At 62.8% G+C, this 15882-nt stretch carries 14 protein-coding genes; 8 read left to right on the top strand and 6 right to left on the bottom strand.

What is annotated here, in order from left to right; all coding sequences use genetic code 11:
- Nucleotides 1-76 precede the first annotated feature (76 nt).
- The 3 genes from PCO31010_RS09335 (at nucleotide 77) to PCO31010_RS09325 (ending at nucleotide 4059) form a co-directional block, all read left to right on the top strand.
- Entirely contained in the window at nucleotides 77-1840 is a 1764-nt protein-coding gene (locus PCO31010_RS09335) for an ABC transporter permease (RefSeq protein ID WP_150663992.1), read from the top strand.
- Complete coding sequence (locus PCO31010_RS09330) at nucleotides 1833-2903, top strand: ABC transporter ATP-binding protein (protein WP_150663991.1); 1071 nt, start codon at nucleotides 1833-1835, stop codon at nucleotides 2901-2903. The genes PCO31010_RS09335 and PCO31010_RS09330 overlap by 8 nt, the downstream gene beginning before the upstream one ends.
- A gap of 82 nt (nucleotides 2904-2985) precedes the next feature.
- Entirely contained in the window at nucleotides 2986-4059 is a 1074-nt protein-coding gene (locus tag PCO31010_RS09325; RefSeq protein WP_150663990.1) for a porin, read from the top strand.
- A 176-nt stretch (nucleotides 4060-4235) separates the two neighbouring features.
- Here PCO31010_RS09325 and PCO31010_RS09320 read toward each other — a convergent pair whose 3' ends face one another.
- Nucleotides 4236-5333 (bottom strand): saccharopine dehydrogenase family protein, encoded by a 1098-nt coding sequence (locus PCO31010_RS09320; RefSeq protein WP_150663989.1) that lies wholly within the window; start codon nucleotides 5331-5333, stop codon nucleotides 4236-4238.
- Nucleotides 5334-5665: 332 nt separating this feature from the next.
- Between PCO31010_RS09320 and PCO31010_RS09315 the strand changes: the two genes are divergently transcribed.
- From PCO31010_RS09315 to PCO31010_RS09300, 4 genes are all read left to right on the top strand, one after another.
- Nucleotides 5666-6175, top strand: a complete 510-nt coding sequence (locus tag PCO31010_RS09315; protein WP_246184519.1) for a lytic transglycosylase domain-containing protein — start codon at nucleotides 5666-5668, stop codon at nucleotides 6173-6175.
- A 262-nt stretch (nucleotides 6176-6437) separates the two neighbouring features.
- Entirely contained in the window at nucleotides 6438-7592 is a 1155-nt protein-coding gene (locus PCO31010_RS09310) for a porin (protein ID WP_150663988.1), read from the top strand.
- A gap of 190 nt (nucleotides 7593-7782) precedes the next feature.
- Nucleotides 7783-8208: a DUF3224 domain-containing protein gene (locus PCO31010_RS09305; protein ID WP_150663987.1), complete on the top strand. Its 426-nt coding sequence runs from the start codon at nucleotides 7783-7785 to the stop codon at nucleotides 8206-8208.
- On the top strand, nucleotides 8205-8561 hold the full coding sequence (locus PCO31010_RS09300) for a VOC family protein (RefSeq protein WP_150663986.1): 357 nt from the start codon (nucleotides 8205-8207) through the stop codon (nucleotides 8559-8561). The genes PCO31010_RS09305 and PCO31010_RS09300 overlap by 4 nt, the downstream gene beginning before the upstream one ends.
- A gap of 128 nt (nucleotides 8562-8689) precedes the next feature.
- Here the strand turns inward: PCO31010_RS09300 and glmS are convergent, their stop codons facing one another.
- From glmS to PCO31010_RS09275, 5 genes are all read right to left on the bottom strand, one after another.
- A complete protein-coding gene (gene glmS / locus PCO31010_RS09295; RefSeq protein WP_150663985.1) occupies nucleotides 8690-10519 on the bottom strand; it encodes a glutamine--fructose-6-phosphate transaminase (isomerizing) in 1830 nt (609 codons plus the stop codon).
- A gap of 108 nt (nucleotides 10520-10627) precedes the next feature.
- Nucleotides 10628-11989, bottom strand: coding sequence for a bifunctional UDP-N-acetylglucosamine diphosphorylase/glucosamine-1-phosphate N-acetyltransferase GlmU (glmU, locus tag PCO31010_RS09290; RefSeq protein ID WP_150663984.1), 1362 nt, complete (start codon nucleotides 11987-11989; stop codon nucleotides 10628-10630).
- Between the two features lie 155 nt (nucleotides 11990-12144).
- The gene (gene ttcA / locus PCO31010_RS09285) at nucleotides 12145-13113 is read right to left on the bottom strand and encodes a tRNA 2-thiocytidine(32) synthetase TtcA (protein ID WP_373275353.1); all 969 of its coding nucleotides are present in this window, start codon (nucleotides 13111-13113) and stop codon (nucleotides 12145-12147) included.
- Nucleotide 13114: 1 nt separating this feature from the next.
- Nucleotides 13115-13510 (bottom strand): dihydroneopterin aldolase, encoded by a 396-nt coding sequence (locus PCO31010_RS09280; protein WP_039394985.1) that lies wholly within the window; start codon nucleotides 13508-13510, stop codon nucleotides 13115-13117.
- A 21-nt stretch (nucleotides 13511-13531) separates the two neighbouring features.
- On the bottom strand, nucleotides 13532-14392 hold the full coding sequence (locus PCO31010_RS09275; protein ID WP_150663983.1) for an SDR family oxidoreductase: 861 nt from the start codon (nucleotides 14390-14392) through the stop codon (nucleotides 13532-13534).
- Nucleotides 14393-14648: 256 nt separating this feature from the next.
- Here PCO31010_RS09275 and PCO31010_RS09270 point away from each other — a divergent pair, with 256 nt between their 5' ends.
- Nucleotides 14649-15863 carry a class I SAM-dependent methyltransferase gene (locus PCO31010_RS09270; protein ID WP_150663982.1) on the top strand — a complete coding sequence of 405 codons (1215 nt, stop codon included), beginning with the start codon at nucleotides 14649-14651 and terminating at the stop codon, nucleotides 15861-15863.
- Nucleotides 15864-15882: the final 19 nt, after the last annotated feature.

Below are 15882 nucleotides of genomic sequence, written 5' to 3'. Positions count from 1 at the left end.
CTGACGACGTAACGCGCGGCCCGCCTCTCCCCAAGCCTTTCTCGATATGCGCCCTGCGGGGTGCAGGGAGACCCTCATGCTGTCGTCCTCTACTGCCAACCGCGCAGCGGCCCCTGCTGGCCGCCCGCCAGCGGGTGCCGCCCCTCACGTAGCGCCCCCCTGGCGCGCACTCGCGGCTACGTCGCGCTGGCTCGTCATCACCGTGCTCACGATTGCGGTGTTGCTGCCCCTGTCGTTCATCGTGTTGCAGAGTCTGCTCTCCGCACCGTTCTTCGACGCCAGCCGCACGTTCGGCATCGACGGCTACCGCTTCATCTTCACCGACCCCGACTTCTGGTCGGCCGTGAAGAACTCTTTCATCATCGCGTTCGGGATGCTGTTCATCTCGATCCCGTTCGGCGGCATTCTCGCCTTCCTGATGGTGCGCACCGACCTGCCCGGCCGCCGCTGGCTCGAACCGCTGCTGCTCACGCCGGTGTTCGTCTCGCCGATGGTGCTCGCGTTCGGTTACGTGGTGGCTGCCGGTCCCGTCGGCTTCTACTCGGTCTGGTTCCGTGAACTGACGGGTCTCGACGCCCCGTGGTCGGTCTACTCGATCTTCGCGATCACCGTAATCGTGGGCCTCACGCACGTGCCGCACGTCTACCTGTATTCGTCGGCCGCGCTGCGTAATCTCGGCTCCGACGTCGAAGAAGCTGCCCGCGTGGCCGGTGCGCGCCCGTTCCGCGTGGCGCTCGACGTGAGCCTGCCGATGACCATGCCTGCGCTGCTGTTCGCGGGCGTGCTCGTGTTCTTCCTCGGTTTCGAAGTCTTCGGTCTGCCGCTGGTGCTTGGCGACCCCGAGGGCCATCTGGTGCTTGCCACCTACCTCTACAAGCTGACCAACAAGCTCGGCGTGCCGTCGTATCACCTGATGGCAGCCGTGGCGATGTGCATCGTGGCGATCACCTTCCCGCTGGTGCTGTTGCAACGCCACCTCCTCAAGCGCGCTAACAAGTTCGTCACGGTCAAGGGCAAAGCGGGTCGTCAGACGGTGTTGCCGCTGGGCATCTGGCGCTGGATCGCGCTGGCCATCGTCGCCGTGTGGCTGATCGTGACGGTGTTCGTGCCGATCTCCGGCATCGTGCTGCGCTCGTTCGTCACGCACTGGGGCGAAGGCGTCGCGCTCGCCGAAGTACTCACGCTCGCGAACTTCACCGAACTGTTCGAGCAGGACAACCTCGTGCGCGCCATCGTCAACACGCTGGGCATCGGTGTGATCGGCGGTGCGCTGGCGGTGGGCTTCTACTCGCTCGTCGCCTTTGCCGGTCATCGCCGCAACGACTGGGCCGCGAAATTGCTCGACTACCTCGTGCTGCTGCCACGTGCGGTGCCGGGCCTGCTCGCCGGTCTCGCATTCCTCTGGATCTTCCTGTTCGTTCCGGGGCTGCGCGAACTGAAGAACTCGATGTGGAGCATCTGGGTGGCTTACACGGTGGTGTGGCTCGCCTACGGCATGCGCCTCATCCAGAGCGCGCTGCTGCAAGTCGGCCCCGAGTTGGAAGAAGCCGGGCGCAGCGTCGGCGGCACGCGCAGCCGTGTGAGCCTCGACGTCACGCTGCCGCTGGTGCGCTTCGGCCTGCTCGCTGCGTGGCTGCTCATCTTCATGATCTTCGAGCGCGAATACTCGACGGCCGTCTACCTGCTCTCGCCGGGCACGGAAGTCATCGGCTCGCTGCTCGTGTCGCTGTGGGCGACCGGCGCCGTCGATCAGGTCGCCGCGCTCTCTGTCATCAACATCGCGATGGTCGGCGCCGGTCTGGGCGTGGCGTTGCGCTTCGGAGTCAAATTGCATGGATAAGCTCATCGTCGACAACCTCTTTCTGAGCTACGGCGCCAACCCCATCCTCAAGGGTGTCTCGTTCGAACTCAAGGCCGGTGAAGTCGTGTGTCTGCTGGGCGCTTCGGGCAGCGGCAAGACCACCTTGCTGCGTGCCGTGGCTGGCCTCGAACAACCGTCGCAAGGCCGCATCGCGCTCGACGATCAGGTCTTCTTCGACGGCGCCAAAGGCGTCGATTGTCCGGTCGAGCAACGCTCGCTCGGTCTGGTGTTCCAGTCGTACGCGCTGTGGCCGCACCGCACCGTGGCGGACAACGTCGGCTATGGACTGAAGCTGCGCAAAGTGGGCGCAGCGCAGCGTCGTGAACGCGTGCAGAACGCCCTCGACCAACTGGGTCTCGGCCATCTCGCCGAACGCTTCCCGTTCCAGCTCTCGGGCGGTCAGCAACAGCGTGTCGCCATTGCACGTGCGCTCGTCTACAACCCGCCCGTCATTCTGCTCGACGAACCGCTCTCGAACCTCGACGCCAAGCTGCGCGAAGAAGCCCGTGCCTGGCTGCGCGAGCTGATCGTGTCGCTGGGATTGTCGGCGCTGTGCGTCACGCACGATCAGACCGAAGCGATGGCGATGTCGGATCGCATTCTGCTGCTGCGCAACGGCCGCATCGAGCAGGAAGGCACACCGGCAGAACTGTACGGCTCGCCGCGCTCGCTCTACACGGCGGAATTCATGGGGAGCAATAACCGCATCGACGCGACGGTCAGCGCCGTCGACGGCGATCTCGTCACGCTCGCGGGCGACGGCTTCGCACTGCAAGCACGTGCACGCGACACGCTCGCCCCGGGGCAGGATGCGCAGGCCGTCATTCGTCTTGAGCGCGTGCAAGTGGCCGACGGTCCGGGCCACAACCGTGTGAACGCGCAGCTCGTCACGTCGATGTATCTCGGCGACCGCTGGGAGTACCTGTTCCATTGCGGCGCGTTGCGCTTCCGCGCATTCGGTCACGTCCCACGCGAACCCGGCAATCACTGGGTGGAATTCCCCGCCAACGACTGCTGGGCGTTTGCGCAATCGAACGGCTAAGGGAGACGTAGCCACGCTTTTCATGCGACGCGCGGGCGCTCTCCCGCGCAACACCACGAGAAAGAGAAGAGAGGAGACAACAATGAAACGAAGCAGTATGGCGCGCGCCGCGCTGATCGCTGTGGGCGCACTGGCCGCTCAGGCGCACGCCCAATCGAACGTGACGATTTACGGGATCGTCGACGCCGGTGTCGAGTATGTGAATCACGCTGCCGATAACGGCGGTGCAATGCGTGCGGTCTCGGGCGGCAAGAACACGTCGCGCTTCGGCTTCAAGGGCACGGAAGATCTCGGCGGCGATCTCAAGGCCGTGTTCAACCTCGAGAGCGGCATCAACGTCGTGAACGGCCAGTTCGACGATGGCCCCGGCGCGATCTTCGACCGCCGCGCCACCGTGGGCCTGTCGCACAAGAAGTGGGGCCAGTTCACGCTCGGCCGCACGTTCACCACGACGTACGACTACATGCTCCAGTTCGACCCGATGGGCTATGCGCCGAACTACTCGTGGGCGACGAGTTCGACGGCCACCGGCGCACGCAAAGACGGTCTGTTCTCCCGCTCGGCTAACGCCGTGCGCTACGACGGCGAGTTCAACGGCCTGAAACTCGGCGCGATGTATGGCTTCGGCAACGTGGCCGACAGCATGAAGACGTCGTCGAAGTACGACTTCGCCATCGGCTACGAGAACGGTCCGTTCGCCGTCGTCGCAACGTATGACCGTCAAAACGGCGCGGGCAACAGCGTGACGCCGGCCGACACGACGGACTACATTCAGGGGATCCACGCGGGCGCGAGTTATCGCTTTGGCGGGGCCAAGGTGATGGCCGGGTATCGCAACTACAAGAAGACGTTCGTGAGCGCAGGCACCGCGTCGCTGCGCAGCGACATGTACTGGCTCGGCGCATCGTACGACTTCACCCCGGCGTTCACGCTGTATGGCGCGATCTACCATCAGGACATCAAGGACGCGGGCGACGCCGATCCGACGCTCATCTCCCTGCGCGCGCAATATGCGATGTCCAAGCGCACGGCGCTGTATCTGTCCGGCGGCTATGCCTTCGCGAAGCACGGCCAGAAGGTCAGTCTTTCGCGTGACCTGACGGGCGCAGCCGATACGCAGGTCGGCGTGACGGCGGGCATCCAGCATCGCTTCTAAAACGCCGTAACGACGTTTCACATCGCTTCGAACCGCTTTAAACCGATTTAAACCGCTTCAAACCTCTTCGCATTCGCGTCAGCCAATGCGTTTCCTCAACGACGGCCCGCCGATGGCGGGGCGCACCGCTTGCCGGGCCGTCGTGTTTTTTCGTGTCCTGGGCTACGTCCGCGACGTCAGGAAAGCGACTCGATATGCGTCGAGTGCGCGTAGACCTGACCGAAGCGATTCGCCAGAAAGTCCGGCAAGGCAATCTGTTCCTGACGCACGAAACCGCGCTGCGGGAGTTGCTTTGCGAAGAACATGTCGACGGCGGCGCAAATGGCCGACGCCGTCGTGATCTGGATGGCGCTCGCGCTGTGACCGTTGTTGCGTTCCGCGAAGATCTTGCGCGCGAATACTTCCTGCGTCAGCACGCCTCGACGGATTCCGTTCACCACCACGAAAATGAGCACCACGTCCTGCAAAGTGCTCGGAATCGCGCGTTTGAGAATCGTCTTGATCGTTTCCTGATCGTCCTTCAGACGCAACTCGTTCAACAGCACCTTCATCAACGCACCGTGCCCCGGATAGCGCACCGACTTGTAGTCGAGGTCGCGCACGCGCCCCGCCAGCGTTTCGCATAACGTGCCGAGACCGCCCGAAGTATTGAAGGCCTCGTACTCCACACCGTCGAGCGAGAAATGTTCCAGGTCTTCCAGCGGCTGCACACTCAGACGCGCACCATCACGAATCGCCTCGCACGGCTGACAGTACTCGTTGATCAAACCATCGACGCTCCACGTCAGGTTGTACTTCAGCGAGTTAGTCGGAAAGGCTGGCAGCGCACCTACGCGCATCTTCACGGAGTCGACGCGATCGAACGCCGCCGCGAGGTGATGCGCCGCAATCGCGATGAAGCCCGGTGCGAGTCCGCATTGCGGCATCAATGCTGTCGACGCGCCTTCGGCCAGTTGCGCAATCGCGTGCGTGGCCGCCACGTCTTCGGTCAGATCGAAGTAGTGACAGCCCGCTGCCACGGCGGCGGTGGCCGCGCTCGTGGCCATCGTGTACGGCAACGCGTTGACCACGGCATCGAAACCGGTAACAGCGCGTTGCAGCGAGCCAGTGTCATTGCCGGCGAGTTCGACGAATGCGTGCGCATAGTCGCGCACCGCTTCATAGGACTGCGCGTTGCGGTCGAACACCGTCACGCGGTAGTCGCCGCTGTCGTGCAACAAACGCGCGATGGTCTGGCCGATGTGTCCCGCACCCAGCAAGGCGATCTTCTTCATGTTTTCCCCCAATTCAGGAACGTCGGTCGACGCGTCGTCACGGTTTGCCGCGCGACGCGATATGCCTCAATTCTAGGGAGAGCTTCAGATGAAATGTAGCGTTAATTCGTCTATTAATACGATAATTATGACGATATGTCGTTTATATCAATTCATATCGTCATTTCGGAAGCCCCCATGCGACGACTGACACGTTGAGCCGACAGCACCTTGAGTCTGCGAATCGACGCACGACTCGCACAGGGATGAGCACGTTCTGAAAGCCGAGGCGGCGAGCGTTTATCGATAATCTCGCCCACCCGCGCGGTCGTGGCACTGTCAGGAGTCTCGATTTGTCATCCCCCCCGATCTCCCCTCTCCTTCGTCACCTTCGTCTTCGTCATGCCTGCGCCGCAGCCGCTGTCCTCGTTGCGCTTGTGTCGACACCTGCACGGGCCGACTGTTGGGACGTCGCCGCCGATCGCTATGGTCTCGATCCGCTGCTGCTGTACGCCATCGCACAAGTCGAATCGAATCTCGACGTGAACGCCAGCAACGTCAACCGCAACGGCACGCACGATATCGGGCTGATGCAGATCAACAGCGCCCACCTGCCGACACTCGCCCGCTACGGTTTGACCGAACGTCGATTGCGTGAAGACGCCTGTGCGTCGATCGTCACCGGCGCGTGGATTCTCGCAGGCTTCGTTCGTCAGTACGGGTATGGATGGGAAGCCGTGGGCGCGTATAACGCCGGCAGCGGTGAGGCACGCGCCACGCTGCGCCAGCGCTACGCCGATAAGGTTCGCAAGCGCTATGCGGTGCTGGTAGCCGAGCGTGAAAGGCAGATGACGCTGCGGTGAAATTCAGCGCAAGCGGTCTGCACGTTGGACCTCTCGCGGATTCCTTTTTACGGCATTCATGTGTCATGAAAATGAATTTGAGAGCATTCGTCGCGATGTGCCGCGATGCGTTGCGTCGAGCAGACATCGCACGCCTCATTTCGTTAATACACCTATGGAATTGCGGCGTCGTTCGATATAGTTCGGCCCGAACCCACGGGGCGCCCGTCCACAGGCGAAGGGTTCGAATTGATTAATAAGTTTTCGATAGAGGATTCGACCGATGAAAAGGACGCAACTGGCCGCCGCACTGGCTGGCGTGATCGCAGTCGCTGCAGCAGGTGCTGCACATGCGCAAAGCAACGTTTCGCTGTATGGCGTTCTCGATGGCGGTCTGGCCTACGTGAGCAACGTCGGCGGAAGTAAGAACTTCACGACGGCCGACGGCCTGCAATCGGGGAACCGCTGGGGCCTGAAGGGTTCGGAAGATCTGGGCGGCGGCACGTCGGCCATCTTCACTTTGGAGAACGGCTTCAACATCACGAACGGCGCATTGGGTCAGGGCAGCCGTGAATTCGGCCGTCAGGCATTCGTCGGTCTGTCGAACAAGACGTTCGGTAGCGTGACCATCGGTCGTCAGTACGACTCCGTGGTGGATTACGTGAGCGGCCTGACGTCGGCCAAGCAGTTTGCAACAAAGCTCGGCGCTCACGTCGGCGACGTTGACAACCTGTACAACTCGTTCCGCATCAACAACTCGATCAAGTACACGAGCGCCAACTACGCAGGCTTCTCGTTCGGCGGCCTGTATGGCTTCTCGAACCAGGCCAACAGCGGTAACGGCACGGGCTTCTCGAACAACCGCGCATGGAGCCTGGGTGCGAGCTACGCCAACGGTCCGTTCAAGTTCGGTATCGGTTACCTGGAAGTCGGCACGCCGAACGGCGCGAACACCGGCGGCGCAGTGGCTGGCGACTACAGCGGCGACTTCTACTCGGCCAAGGTCGGCACGGCAACGGTCGGTGTGGACAAGCAGCGCGTGTTCGCCACGGGCGGCAGCTACAAGTTCGGTCCGGCTAACGTCGGCTTCATCTACAGCAACACGCAGCTGAAGTACGTTGGCGGCACGGGCGCACGCGTGTCGAACTACGAACTGAACGGCACGTACAACCTGACGCCGTCGTTGCTGCTGGGCCTGTCGTACACGTACACGGACGCCAGCACGCGTAGCGCCACGCTCGCCAACCTGAGCCCGAAGTACCACCAGGTCAACGCCGCAGTGGACTACCTGCTCTCGAAGCGTACCGACGTGTACCTGGTCGGCATCTATCAAAAGGCCGCTGGCGACGCCTCGGCCGCATCGATCAACGGTGCTGGCGGTGCGTCGAGCACGAAGACCCAAACGGCGGTGATCTCGGGCCTGCGCCACAAGTTCTAAGCTAAACGCTTCGCGAGATGTTTAGCCGTTGATTTGAGTGCTCCAGTAGTTGAGGGAGTCCCGAAAGGGACTCCCTTTTTTGTTGAGGTCAGGCGATGGACACGATTCCAGCTTGCATCTTGCTCAGGTTTGAGTACACTTAATACTGTACAAAAACACAGTACTCGTATTCAGCTGGAGGAGCACACAAGTGAATCAGACCGCCAAAGGGCTTTTCGATGTTCAGCTCGGGCCGGAAGCGTTAAGTGCCGTTGCGCAGGACACCGGGCTTGGTCGTCTCTCGCTGGACAAGACGTACCACGGGGATCTGAGCGCAACCGGTCGGGGAGAGATGCTGGCATTTCGCAGCGGCACACCCGGCTCAGCCGGTTACGTCGCCATGGAAACCGTGCGCGGTGCGCTTCATGGGCGCAACGGGACGTTTGTGTTGCAACACAGCTCGACAATGACGCGCGGTGTGCCCACGCAGTCGATTACCGTCGTGCCCGATTCCGGGACCGACGCGCTGACGGGCCTGACCGGCAGTCTCGTCATCGAGATCACCGACGGCACGCACGCTTACGACTTCCGCTACGCCCTTCCCGACGAACCGTCTTCCGCAGGAGAACAAGCATGAGCCACCAAGGCCGCGATCGTCAGATCGACAACATCGAGTTCAATGTTTCCGATATCGCACGCAGCAAGGCGTTCTACGGCAGCGTGTTCGGCTGGACCTTCACCGACTACGGCCCGACGTACACCGAATTCACTGACGGACGCCTCACGGGTGGCTTCACGACGGGAGAAGCGGTTCGCCCCGGTGGCCCGCTGGTGATCCTCTACGCCGATGACCTCGCTGGAACCCAACAGCGTGTCGAAGCGGCCGGTGCAACGATCAGCCGTGCCGTGTTCTCGTTTCCCGGCGGCCGCCGCTTCCACTTCCTCGATCCCGATGGTTACGAACTCGCGGTCTGGTCCGCAGCGACGTAAACCCACCGATGTCCGGAAACGACTCACGTCGACATCGCTGAACGCACAAAGCAAGAGAGGCACCCGCAGGTGCCTCTTTTCGAGCTTGCCGACAAGGCCGGCGAACGCCAGCCCCTCCGTCGGTCACCTCACTCCACCGTGACAGATTTCGCGAGATTGCGCGGCTTGTCGACGTCGGTGCCACGAGCGCAGGCAGTGTGATACGCGAGCAGTTGAAGCGGCACAACGTGCAGAATCGGCGACAGCTGGCCGTAGTGCTCCGGCATACGGATCACATGGAGGCCTTCGGCATTCGCGATCTCCGTGTCCGAATCGGCAAACACATACAGCTGACCGCCACGGGCACGCACTTCCTGCATGTTCGACTTCAGCTTTTCCACCAGCGCGTCGCGCGGCGCCACCGTCACGACAGGCATCTGATCCGTCACCAGTGCCAGCGGACCGTGCTTCAGCTCGCCAGCCGGATACGCCTCGGCGTGGATGTACGAGATTTCCTTGAGCTTGAGTGCACCTTCCAGAGCAATCGGGTAGTGCAGACCGCGCCCCAGGAACAGCGCATTTTCGCGACGGGCAAACTCTTCGGCCCACGCAATGATCTGCGGCTCCAGCGCCAGCACGCTGTGCAGCGCCGACGGCAGGTGACGCAGTTGCGTCAGGTAATCTGCCTCCTGCGCCGCGCTCAGACGACCACGCAACTTCGCAATCGTCAGCGTCAGCAGGAACAGCGCCGTGAGCTGCGTCGTGAACGCCTTCGTCGACGCCACACCGATTTCCGTACCCGCGCGCGTGAGGTAATGCAACGCGGTCTGACGCACCATCGCGCTCGTCCCCACGTTGCAGATCGCCAGCGTGTTCGTCATGCCCAGCGATTGCGCGTGTTGCAGCGCCGCCATCGTGTCGGCCGTCTCACCCGATTGCGAGATCGTCACGACCAGCGTTTTCGGATTCGGCACGCTGTCGCGGTAGCGGTACTCGCTCGCCACTTCGACCTGCGTCGGAATCTGCGCCAGCGACTCCAGCCAGTACTTCGCCGTCATGCCCGAGTAATAGCTCGTGCCGCACGCCAGAATCAGAATCGAATCGACGTTGCTGAGCATCGCTTCGGCCTTCTCGCCGAAAAGCGTCGGCGAGATACCTTCGACGCCTTCCATCGTGTCGCCGATCGCGCGCGGTTGCTCGAAGATTTCCTTCTGCATGTAGTGACGATACGGTCCCAGCTCCACGGCACCCGTGTAAGCCTGAACGGTGCGCACTTCGCGCTCGACAGCCGCATCGTTGCGATCCACGATCTTCACGCCGTCCAGCGTGAGTTCGACGACATCGCCCTCTTCCAGATAAATGAACTGGTCGGTCGTGCCAGCCAGCGCCAGCGCGTCCGACGCGAGGAAGTTCTCGCCCTCGCCCACACCGACCACGAGCGGCGAACCCGCACGTGCGCCGATGACGCGATGCGGTTCCTGCTTGCGGAACACGGCGATGGCATAGGCGCCATGCAGACGACGCGTCGCCAGACGGACCGCCTGATACAGATCGCCAGCTGCGCCGTTAGAGAGAATGTGGTGAATCAGGTGGGCAATGACTTCGGTGTCGGTTTGCGACACGAACTCATAGCCAAGACCGCGCAATTCGTCACGCAGGCTTTCGTGATTCTCGATGATGCCGTTATGAACCAGCGCCACTTCGTCGCGCGAGAAAATCGGGTGCGCGTTGTTCGTGACCGGTGCGCCGTGCGTTGCCCAGCGCGTGTGGGCAATGCCCGTCTCGCCCGTCAGTTGCGTCTGGGCAAGCTGCTCGTCGAGGTCAGCCACGCGCGAGACGCTGCGTGCACGTTGCGGCACGCCGTCCTTGAGCACAGCCACGCCACAGGAGTCGTAGCCACGATACTCGAGACGACGCAAACCTTCGACCAACACCGGTACTACATTACGTCGCGCCACCGCGCCGACAATGCCGCACATATTCGCTTTCCTAAGTGCCAGAAACTCTGGCTCATCCAATCGGATGAGATCCGTATTCACTCACCAGCGCACGCCAATGGGCCATGCGCCAGCACATAACCGCCGATTTTACTGCTTCTGCTTGCGCGGGCGGACATAACCCGCCTTCGCTTCCTGCGTCTTGCCGTTGAGCACCAGTGCGTCTTCCGGCGTGTCCTTCCAGACCGTCGTGCCAGCAGCAATCGTCGTACCGCGTCGGACCGTGACGGGTGCTACGAGCTGCGTGTCCGAACCGATGAAGACATCGTCCTCGATAATCGTGCGGTGCTTGTTCGCACCGTCGTAGTTGCACGTGATCGTGCCCGCACCGATATTCACGCGCGCGCCCACGGTCGAATCGCCGACGTACGCCAGATGGTTCGCCTTCGAACCCTTGGCCATCGACGCATTCTTCACTTCCACAAAGTTGCCGATGTGCACATCGTCCGCCAGATCGGCACCCGGACGCAGACGTGCGTACGGCCCGATGACGGCATTCGCCCCGACCACTGCGCCGTCCAGATGACTGAACGCTTCGATACGGGTATCCGCACCGATCGTGGCATTTCGAATGACGCAGTTCGCCCCGATGGTCGCACCGTCGCCGATCGTGACCTTGCCTTCGAAGACACAATTCACGTCGATGGAGACGTCGGTGCCGCAGACGATCTCCCCACGGACATCGAAGCGCGCCGGATCGATCAGCGTGACGCCGGCCGCGAGCAGTGCACCCGCCGCGTTACGTTGATAGTCGCGCTCCAGCGCGGCCAGTTGCGCCTTGTCGTTCACGCCGTTCGGCTCCCACGCAAACGCCGGCTGCGTGGTGACGACGGGCACGCCGTCCGCCACCGCGCAGGCGATCACGTCGGTCAGGTAGTACTCGCCCTGCGCATTCTGATTCTTCAGACCGCCGAGCCATCCCTTGAGCGCGCGCGTCGGGGCGACGACGATACCGGTATTGATCTCGCGAATCGCCAGCTCGGCCTCATTGGCATCTTTCTGTTCGACGATACGCTGCACGTTACCTGCCGCGTCGCGCACGATACGACCATAGCCCGTCGGGTTGTCGAGATCGACGGTGAGCACACCCAGCTTGTCGTTGCCCGCCGCATCGAGCAGCCCTTGCAACGTTTCGACGCGCGTGAGCGGCACATCGCCATAGAGCACGAGGGTCGGCACCCATTCGTCGAGCTGCGACGCCGCTTGCTGCACGGCATGCCCGGTCCCCAGTTGCTGCGTCTGCTCTGCGAACAGGATGTCCTGCGCAGAAACGGCTTCGCGCACGGCGTCGCCACCGTGCCCGATCACTACGATGAGCTTGCCCGGCGCGAGTTGACGCGCTGTCGCAATCACGTGCGAGAGCAACGGGCGACCGGCCAGCGGCTGCAACACCTTGGGCAACTTCGAGCGCATGCGCTTACCCATGCCGGCGGCGAGAATCACAATATTCATGGCGTCGTGACGATTCGAAAGTGGGAGGCGTTTGTCAGTGTGTCGGGATCTCGCGTCCCCGGCCGATGTCAGCACGGGGATCGCTGAAGATGCCGTCTGGCGCACGATTCGGTTCGCAAAATACGCGCCGGTCGTGCGTCAGCCGTCGATGTCGATCAGTCGTCGAATTGCGTCAATTGATTGATGCGGATGATGCCCGCATCGTCCTCGTCGCCGCAGGGCGCTTCGTCGAACGCAATATCGCCGAGCGGATCAGGTTGCCCCGTCGCACGCAAATTCCGGAAGTCGTGAAGGTTCGTGTCCATCAGATGCGACGGCACCACGTTCGACAACGCGCTGAAAATCGACTTGATGCGCCCCGGGTGCTGCTTTTCCCACAGGCGGATGAGCGACTTCATCTCGGCGCGCTTCAGGTTCGGCTGGCTGCCGCACAATGTGCACGGAATGATCGGGAACTGCTTGTACTCGGCGTAACGTTCGAGATCCGGTTCGCGCACATACGCGAGCGGTCGGATCACCACGTTCTTGCCGTCGTCCGATTGCAGCTTCGGCGGCATGCCCTTGAGCTTGCCACCGTAGAAGATGTTCAGGAACAGCGTCTCGATGATGTCGTCGCGATGGTGGCCCAGCGCGATCTTCGTCGCACCGAGTTCGCCAGCCACGCGATACAGAATGCCGCGACGCAGACGCGAGCACAGCGAGCAGGTGGTCTTGCCTTCGGGCACCACACGCTTGACGATGGAGTACGTGTCCTGGTTTTCGATGTGGAAATCCACGCCGATGGAACGGAAGTAATCCGGCAGCACGTGTTCGGGGAAGCCGGGCTGCTTCTGATCGAGGTTGACGGCGACGATGGAGAAGTCGATCGGCGCGCGCTCGCGCAGCTTGAGCAAAATGTCGAGCATGGCGTAGCTGTCCTTACCGCCGGACATGCACACCATGACGCGATCGCCCTGCTCGATCATGTTGTAGTCGCCGATGGCCTGCCCCGTCAGACGGAACAGGCGCTTTTCGAGCTTGTTGTTCTCGAACGCGAGCTTCTGCGCTTTCTTCACGCTGTCGGCGGCGGCGGCATTGCCGGTCGCGGCCAGCGGCGCGCCGGTCTCGGGCATGACGGCACTCATGTCAGGCATCCTTCATCTGAAACACTTCGATGCCGACCGAGTGGCAATCGGGGTAGACGTCGGGCTTCTCGGTCGACACCCCCACGGCGCGCACGCGCGGATGCGCCAACAGCGCACGCGCGACGTCGTCGCAAAGGGTTTCCTGCAAGTGAATGTGGCCCTGCCCCACACGCTTGGCGATGGTCTCGCGCATGAAGTCGTAATCCACGACTTCGTCGAGCTTGTCTTCCGTGGGCGTGCTCTCGGCGAGCGGCACAAACAGTTGCACGTTGATCAGCACGCGCTGCTCGCCACGCTTTTCGTGATCGTGCACGCCGATGTTGATGAACACCTCGTAGTCGCGCAGGAACATGCGACGGCAGTCCATCAGGCGGGGGTGGGAAAGAGCGCTATGCATTTTGAAGACTCGTAATGACAATCAACGAGACCGGTCGGCATCGGCCGGCTCGGTCAGAAATTTCACGTCGCGCGACGAACTCGCGAGATGTTGGCCACCGTCCACATACAACACCGTGCCGGTGACGGCGGGCGCCTGCGCCAGATAGGCGACGGCTTCGGCGATGTCTTCCGGCGTGGACGACGCGCCCAGCGGCGTCGACGCATGAGCGGCGGCAAAGCCCGCTGGCGTCTGGTCGACGGACAGGAGCGTGACGCCCGGGGCGACGCCGACCACACGCAAGCGCGGTGCAAATGCTTGTGCCAGCAAGGTCGTCGCGACATCGAGCGCCGCTTTCGACAGCGTATACGACAGGTAATCGGGGTTCGGATTCGCCAGCTTCTGATCGAGCAGATTGACGACGACCCCTCGCCCCGACTCACCGAGCGCCGCGTGCATCTCGCGCGCTAGCACCAGCGGCGCGCCTGCATTCACGCGCATGTGACGCTCCAGCGCCTGATAGCCGAAATCGTCGGCGCAATCGTACTCGAAGCGCGACGCATTGTTCACCAGACACGTCGGCACGCCCAGCGCCTCGCGGCAACGCCCGATCAGGGCGACGGTGGCGGCCTCGTCGGCGAGCGACGCCTGCAACGCGAGCGTGCGGCGACCCATCGCCTCGATGGCGGCTACGGTTTCAAGCGCCTCGTCGTGCGAGCGCTCGTAGTGCACGGCAACGTCCCAGCCCAGGCTCGCGAGCTTCAGCGCGATGGCGCGTCCGATGCGGCGCGCGCCGCCGGTCACCAACGCAACGCGCGATGCATGCGACGCGTGCAGCACGTCGGACGTGCGAGCGGCGTCATTTGCGTCGTGGGCAGGGCGTGGCGTCGATGCAACGGTCATGCGGCGAATTCCTGTTTCACAGCGGGCGGATGAACGAACTTCGGGCGGCTTGAGGCTTCAGCGGTAGCGGGACACGACAGCCTGCGAACCTTAGACAGGGCTCCTGGCGGAGGCCGAGCGTTGCGCAAACTGGCGAAAAACACGCAAAAACAATCGAAAACCAGCAAAAATCGGCGCAAAACACGTTGAATTCGCCCACAGACGCACTATCTCAACCATAGCAGCCAGTCTGCACCGTCTCCGTTACAATGCCCGCATGAATCAGGCCGCACCGAAACCCCATAGTTTACCCGTTCCGGAGACGGACGCGCTCGAACACTCGCGCCGCCTCACGGCATATCTTGCCGACGCCATTGAAGCGGACGGCGGATGGTTGCCGTTCGATCGCTTCATGGAACTGGCCCTGTACGCGCCCGGCCTCGGCTATTACGCCGCCGGCGCCGCCAAGTTCGGACGCCTCGCCGCCGATGGCAGCGACTTCGTCACCGCGCCGGAACTCACGCCGTTCTTCGCGCGCACGCTCGCGCGCCAGCTCGGCGAAGTCTTCGAACAGACGGGCGACGCGCAGGTACTGGAGTTCGGTGCCGGGTCCGGACGCCTCGCCGCCGATCTGCTGCTCGCCCTCGAAGCCGAAGGTACGCCTTGCGAGCAGTACTCGATCATGGAGCTCTCGGGCGAACTTCGCGCCCGCCAGCGCGACACCATCGAGAAAGCGGCACCGCATTTGCTGGATCGCGTGACGTGGCTCGATCAATTGCCCGACGCCTTCCACGGCACGATGATCGGCAACGAAGTCCTCGACGCCATGCCCGTGCGCCTGTGGGCACGCCGTCCGGATGCCAACGGTCAGCCGGTCTGGTTCGAGCGCGGCGTCGTGCTCACACCGGAAGGCTTCGCGTGGGAAGAGCGGCTATACACCGGCCCGCTGCCGGAAGCGCTCGACGCATTGGCCGATCTGCCCCCGACGCAGGAATATCTGACGGAAACGCACGAAGCTGCCGCGGCCTTCGTGCGCAGCGTCGCCCCCTTGCTGGCGCGTGGCTTGTTGCTGCTGATCGATTACGGCTTCCCCGCACGCGAGTACTACCATCCGCAGCGCGCAGGCGGCACGCTCATGTGCCACTACCGCCACCACGCGCACGACGACCCCTTCTATTACCCCGGCTTGCAGGACATCACCGCGCATGTGGAGTTTTCGGGCATCGCCGACGCCGGTGTGGAAGCCGGTCTCGACCTGCTGGGCTTCACGTCGCAGGCGCGTTTCCTGATGAATGCGGGCATCATCGATCTGATGAGCACGCTCGACCCTACCGATCAGAAGACGTTCCTGCCTGCGGCCGCCGCCGCACAGAAGCTGCTCTCCGAGGCCGAGATGGGCGAGCTCTTCAAGGTCATCGCCTTCGGACGCGCGATGGACGAATGGGCCGGTCTGGTCGGCTTCGTCAACGGCGACCGCAGTCACGCGCTCTGATCACGCCCAACCGAGAGGC

This window comes from Pandoraea commovens (assembly GCF_902459615.1).
Lineage (GTDB): Bacteria > Pseudomonadota > Gammaproteobacteria > Burkholderiales > Burkholderiaceae > Pandoraea > Pandoraea commovens.
The sequence above is the reverse complement of the archived record's forward strand: the minus strand, read 5'-3'. Positions and strand labels throughout refer to the sequence as shown.

Coding starts and splice junctions, on each gene's coding strand:
- PCO31010_RS09275 (WP_150663983.1), bottom strand. CDS start 14,392: ATGACCGTTGCATCGACGCCACGCCCTGCCCACGACGCAAATGACGCC.
- glmS (WP_150663985.1), bottom strand. CDS start 10,519: ATGTGCGGCATTGTCGGCGCGGTGGCGCGACGTAATGTAGTACCGGTG.
- PCO31010_RS09325 (WP_150663990.1), top strand. CDS start 2,986: ATGAAACGAAGCAGTATGGCGCGCGCCGCGCTGATCGCTGTGGGCGCA.
- PCO31010_RS09300 (WP_150663986.1), top strand. CDS start 8,205: ATGAGCCACCAAGGCCGCGATCGTCAGATCGACAACATCGAGTTCAAT.
- PCO31010_RS09335 (WP_150663992.1), top strand. CDS start 77: ATGCTGTCGTCCTCTACTGCCAACCGCGCAGCGGCCCCTGCTGGCCGC.
- PCO31010_RS09320 (WP_150663989.1), bottom strand. CDS start 5,333: ATGAAGAAGATCGCCTTGCTGGGTGCGGGACACATCGGCCAGACCATC.
- PCO31010_RS09270 (WP_150663982.1), top strand. CDS start 14,649: ATGAATCAGGCCGCACCGAAACCCCATAGTTTACCCGTTCCGGAGACG.
- PCO31010_RS09280 (WP_039394985.1), bottom strand. CDS start 13,510: ATGCATAGCGCTCTTTCCCACCCCCGCCTGATGGACTGCCGTCGCATG.
- glmU (WP_150663984.1), bottom strand. CDS start 11,989: ATGAATATTGTGATTCTCGCCGCCGGCATGGGTAAGCGCATGCGCTCG.
- PCO31010_RS09310 (WP_150663988.1), top strand. CDS start 6,438: ATGAAAAGGACGCAACTGGCCGCCGCACTGGCTGGCGTGATCGCAGTC.
- ttcA (WP_373275353.1), bottom strand. CDS start 13,113: ATGAGTGCCGTCATGCCCGAGACCGGCGCGCCGCTGGCCGCGACCGGC.
- PCO31010_RS09330 (WP_150663991.1), top strand. CDS start 1,833: ATGGATAAGCTCATCGTCGACAACCTCTTTCTGAGCTACGGCGCCAAC.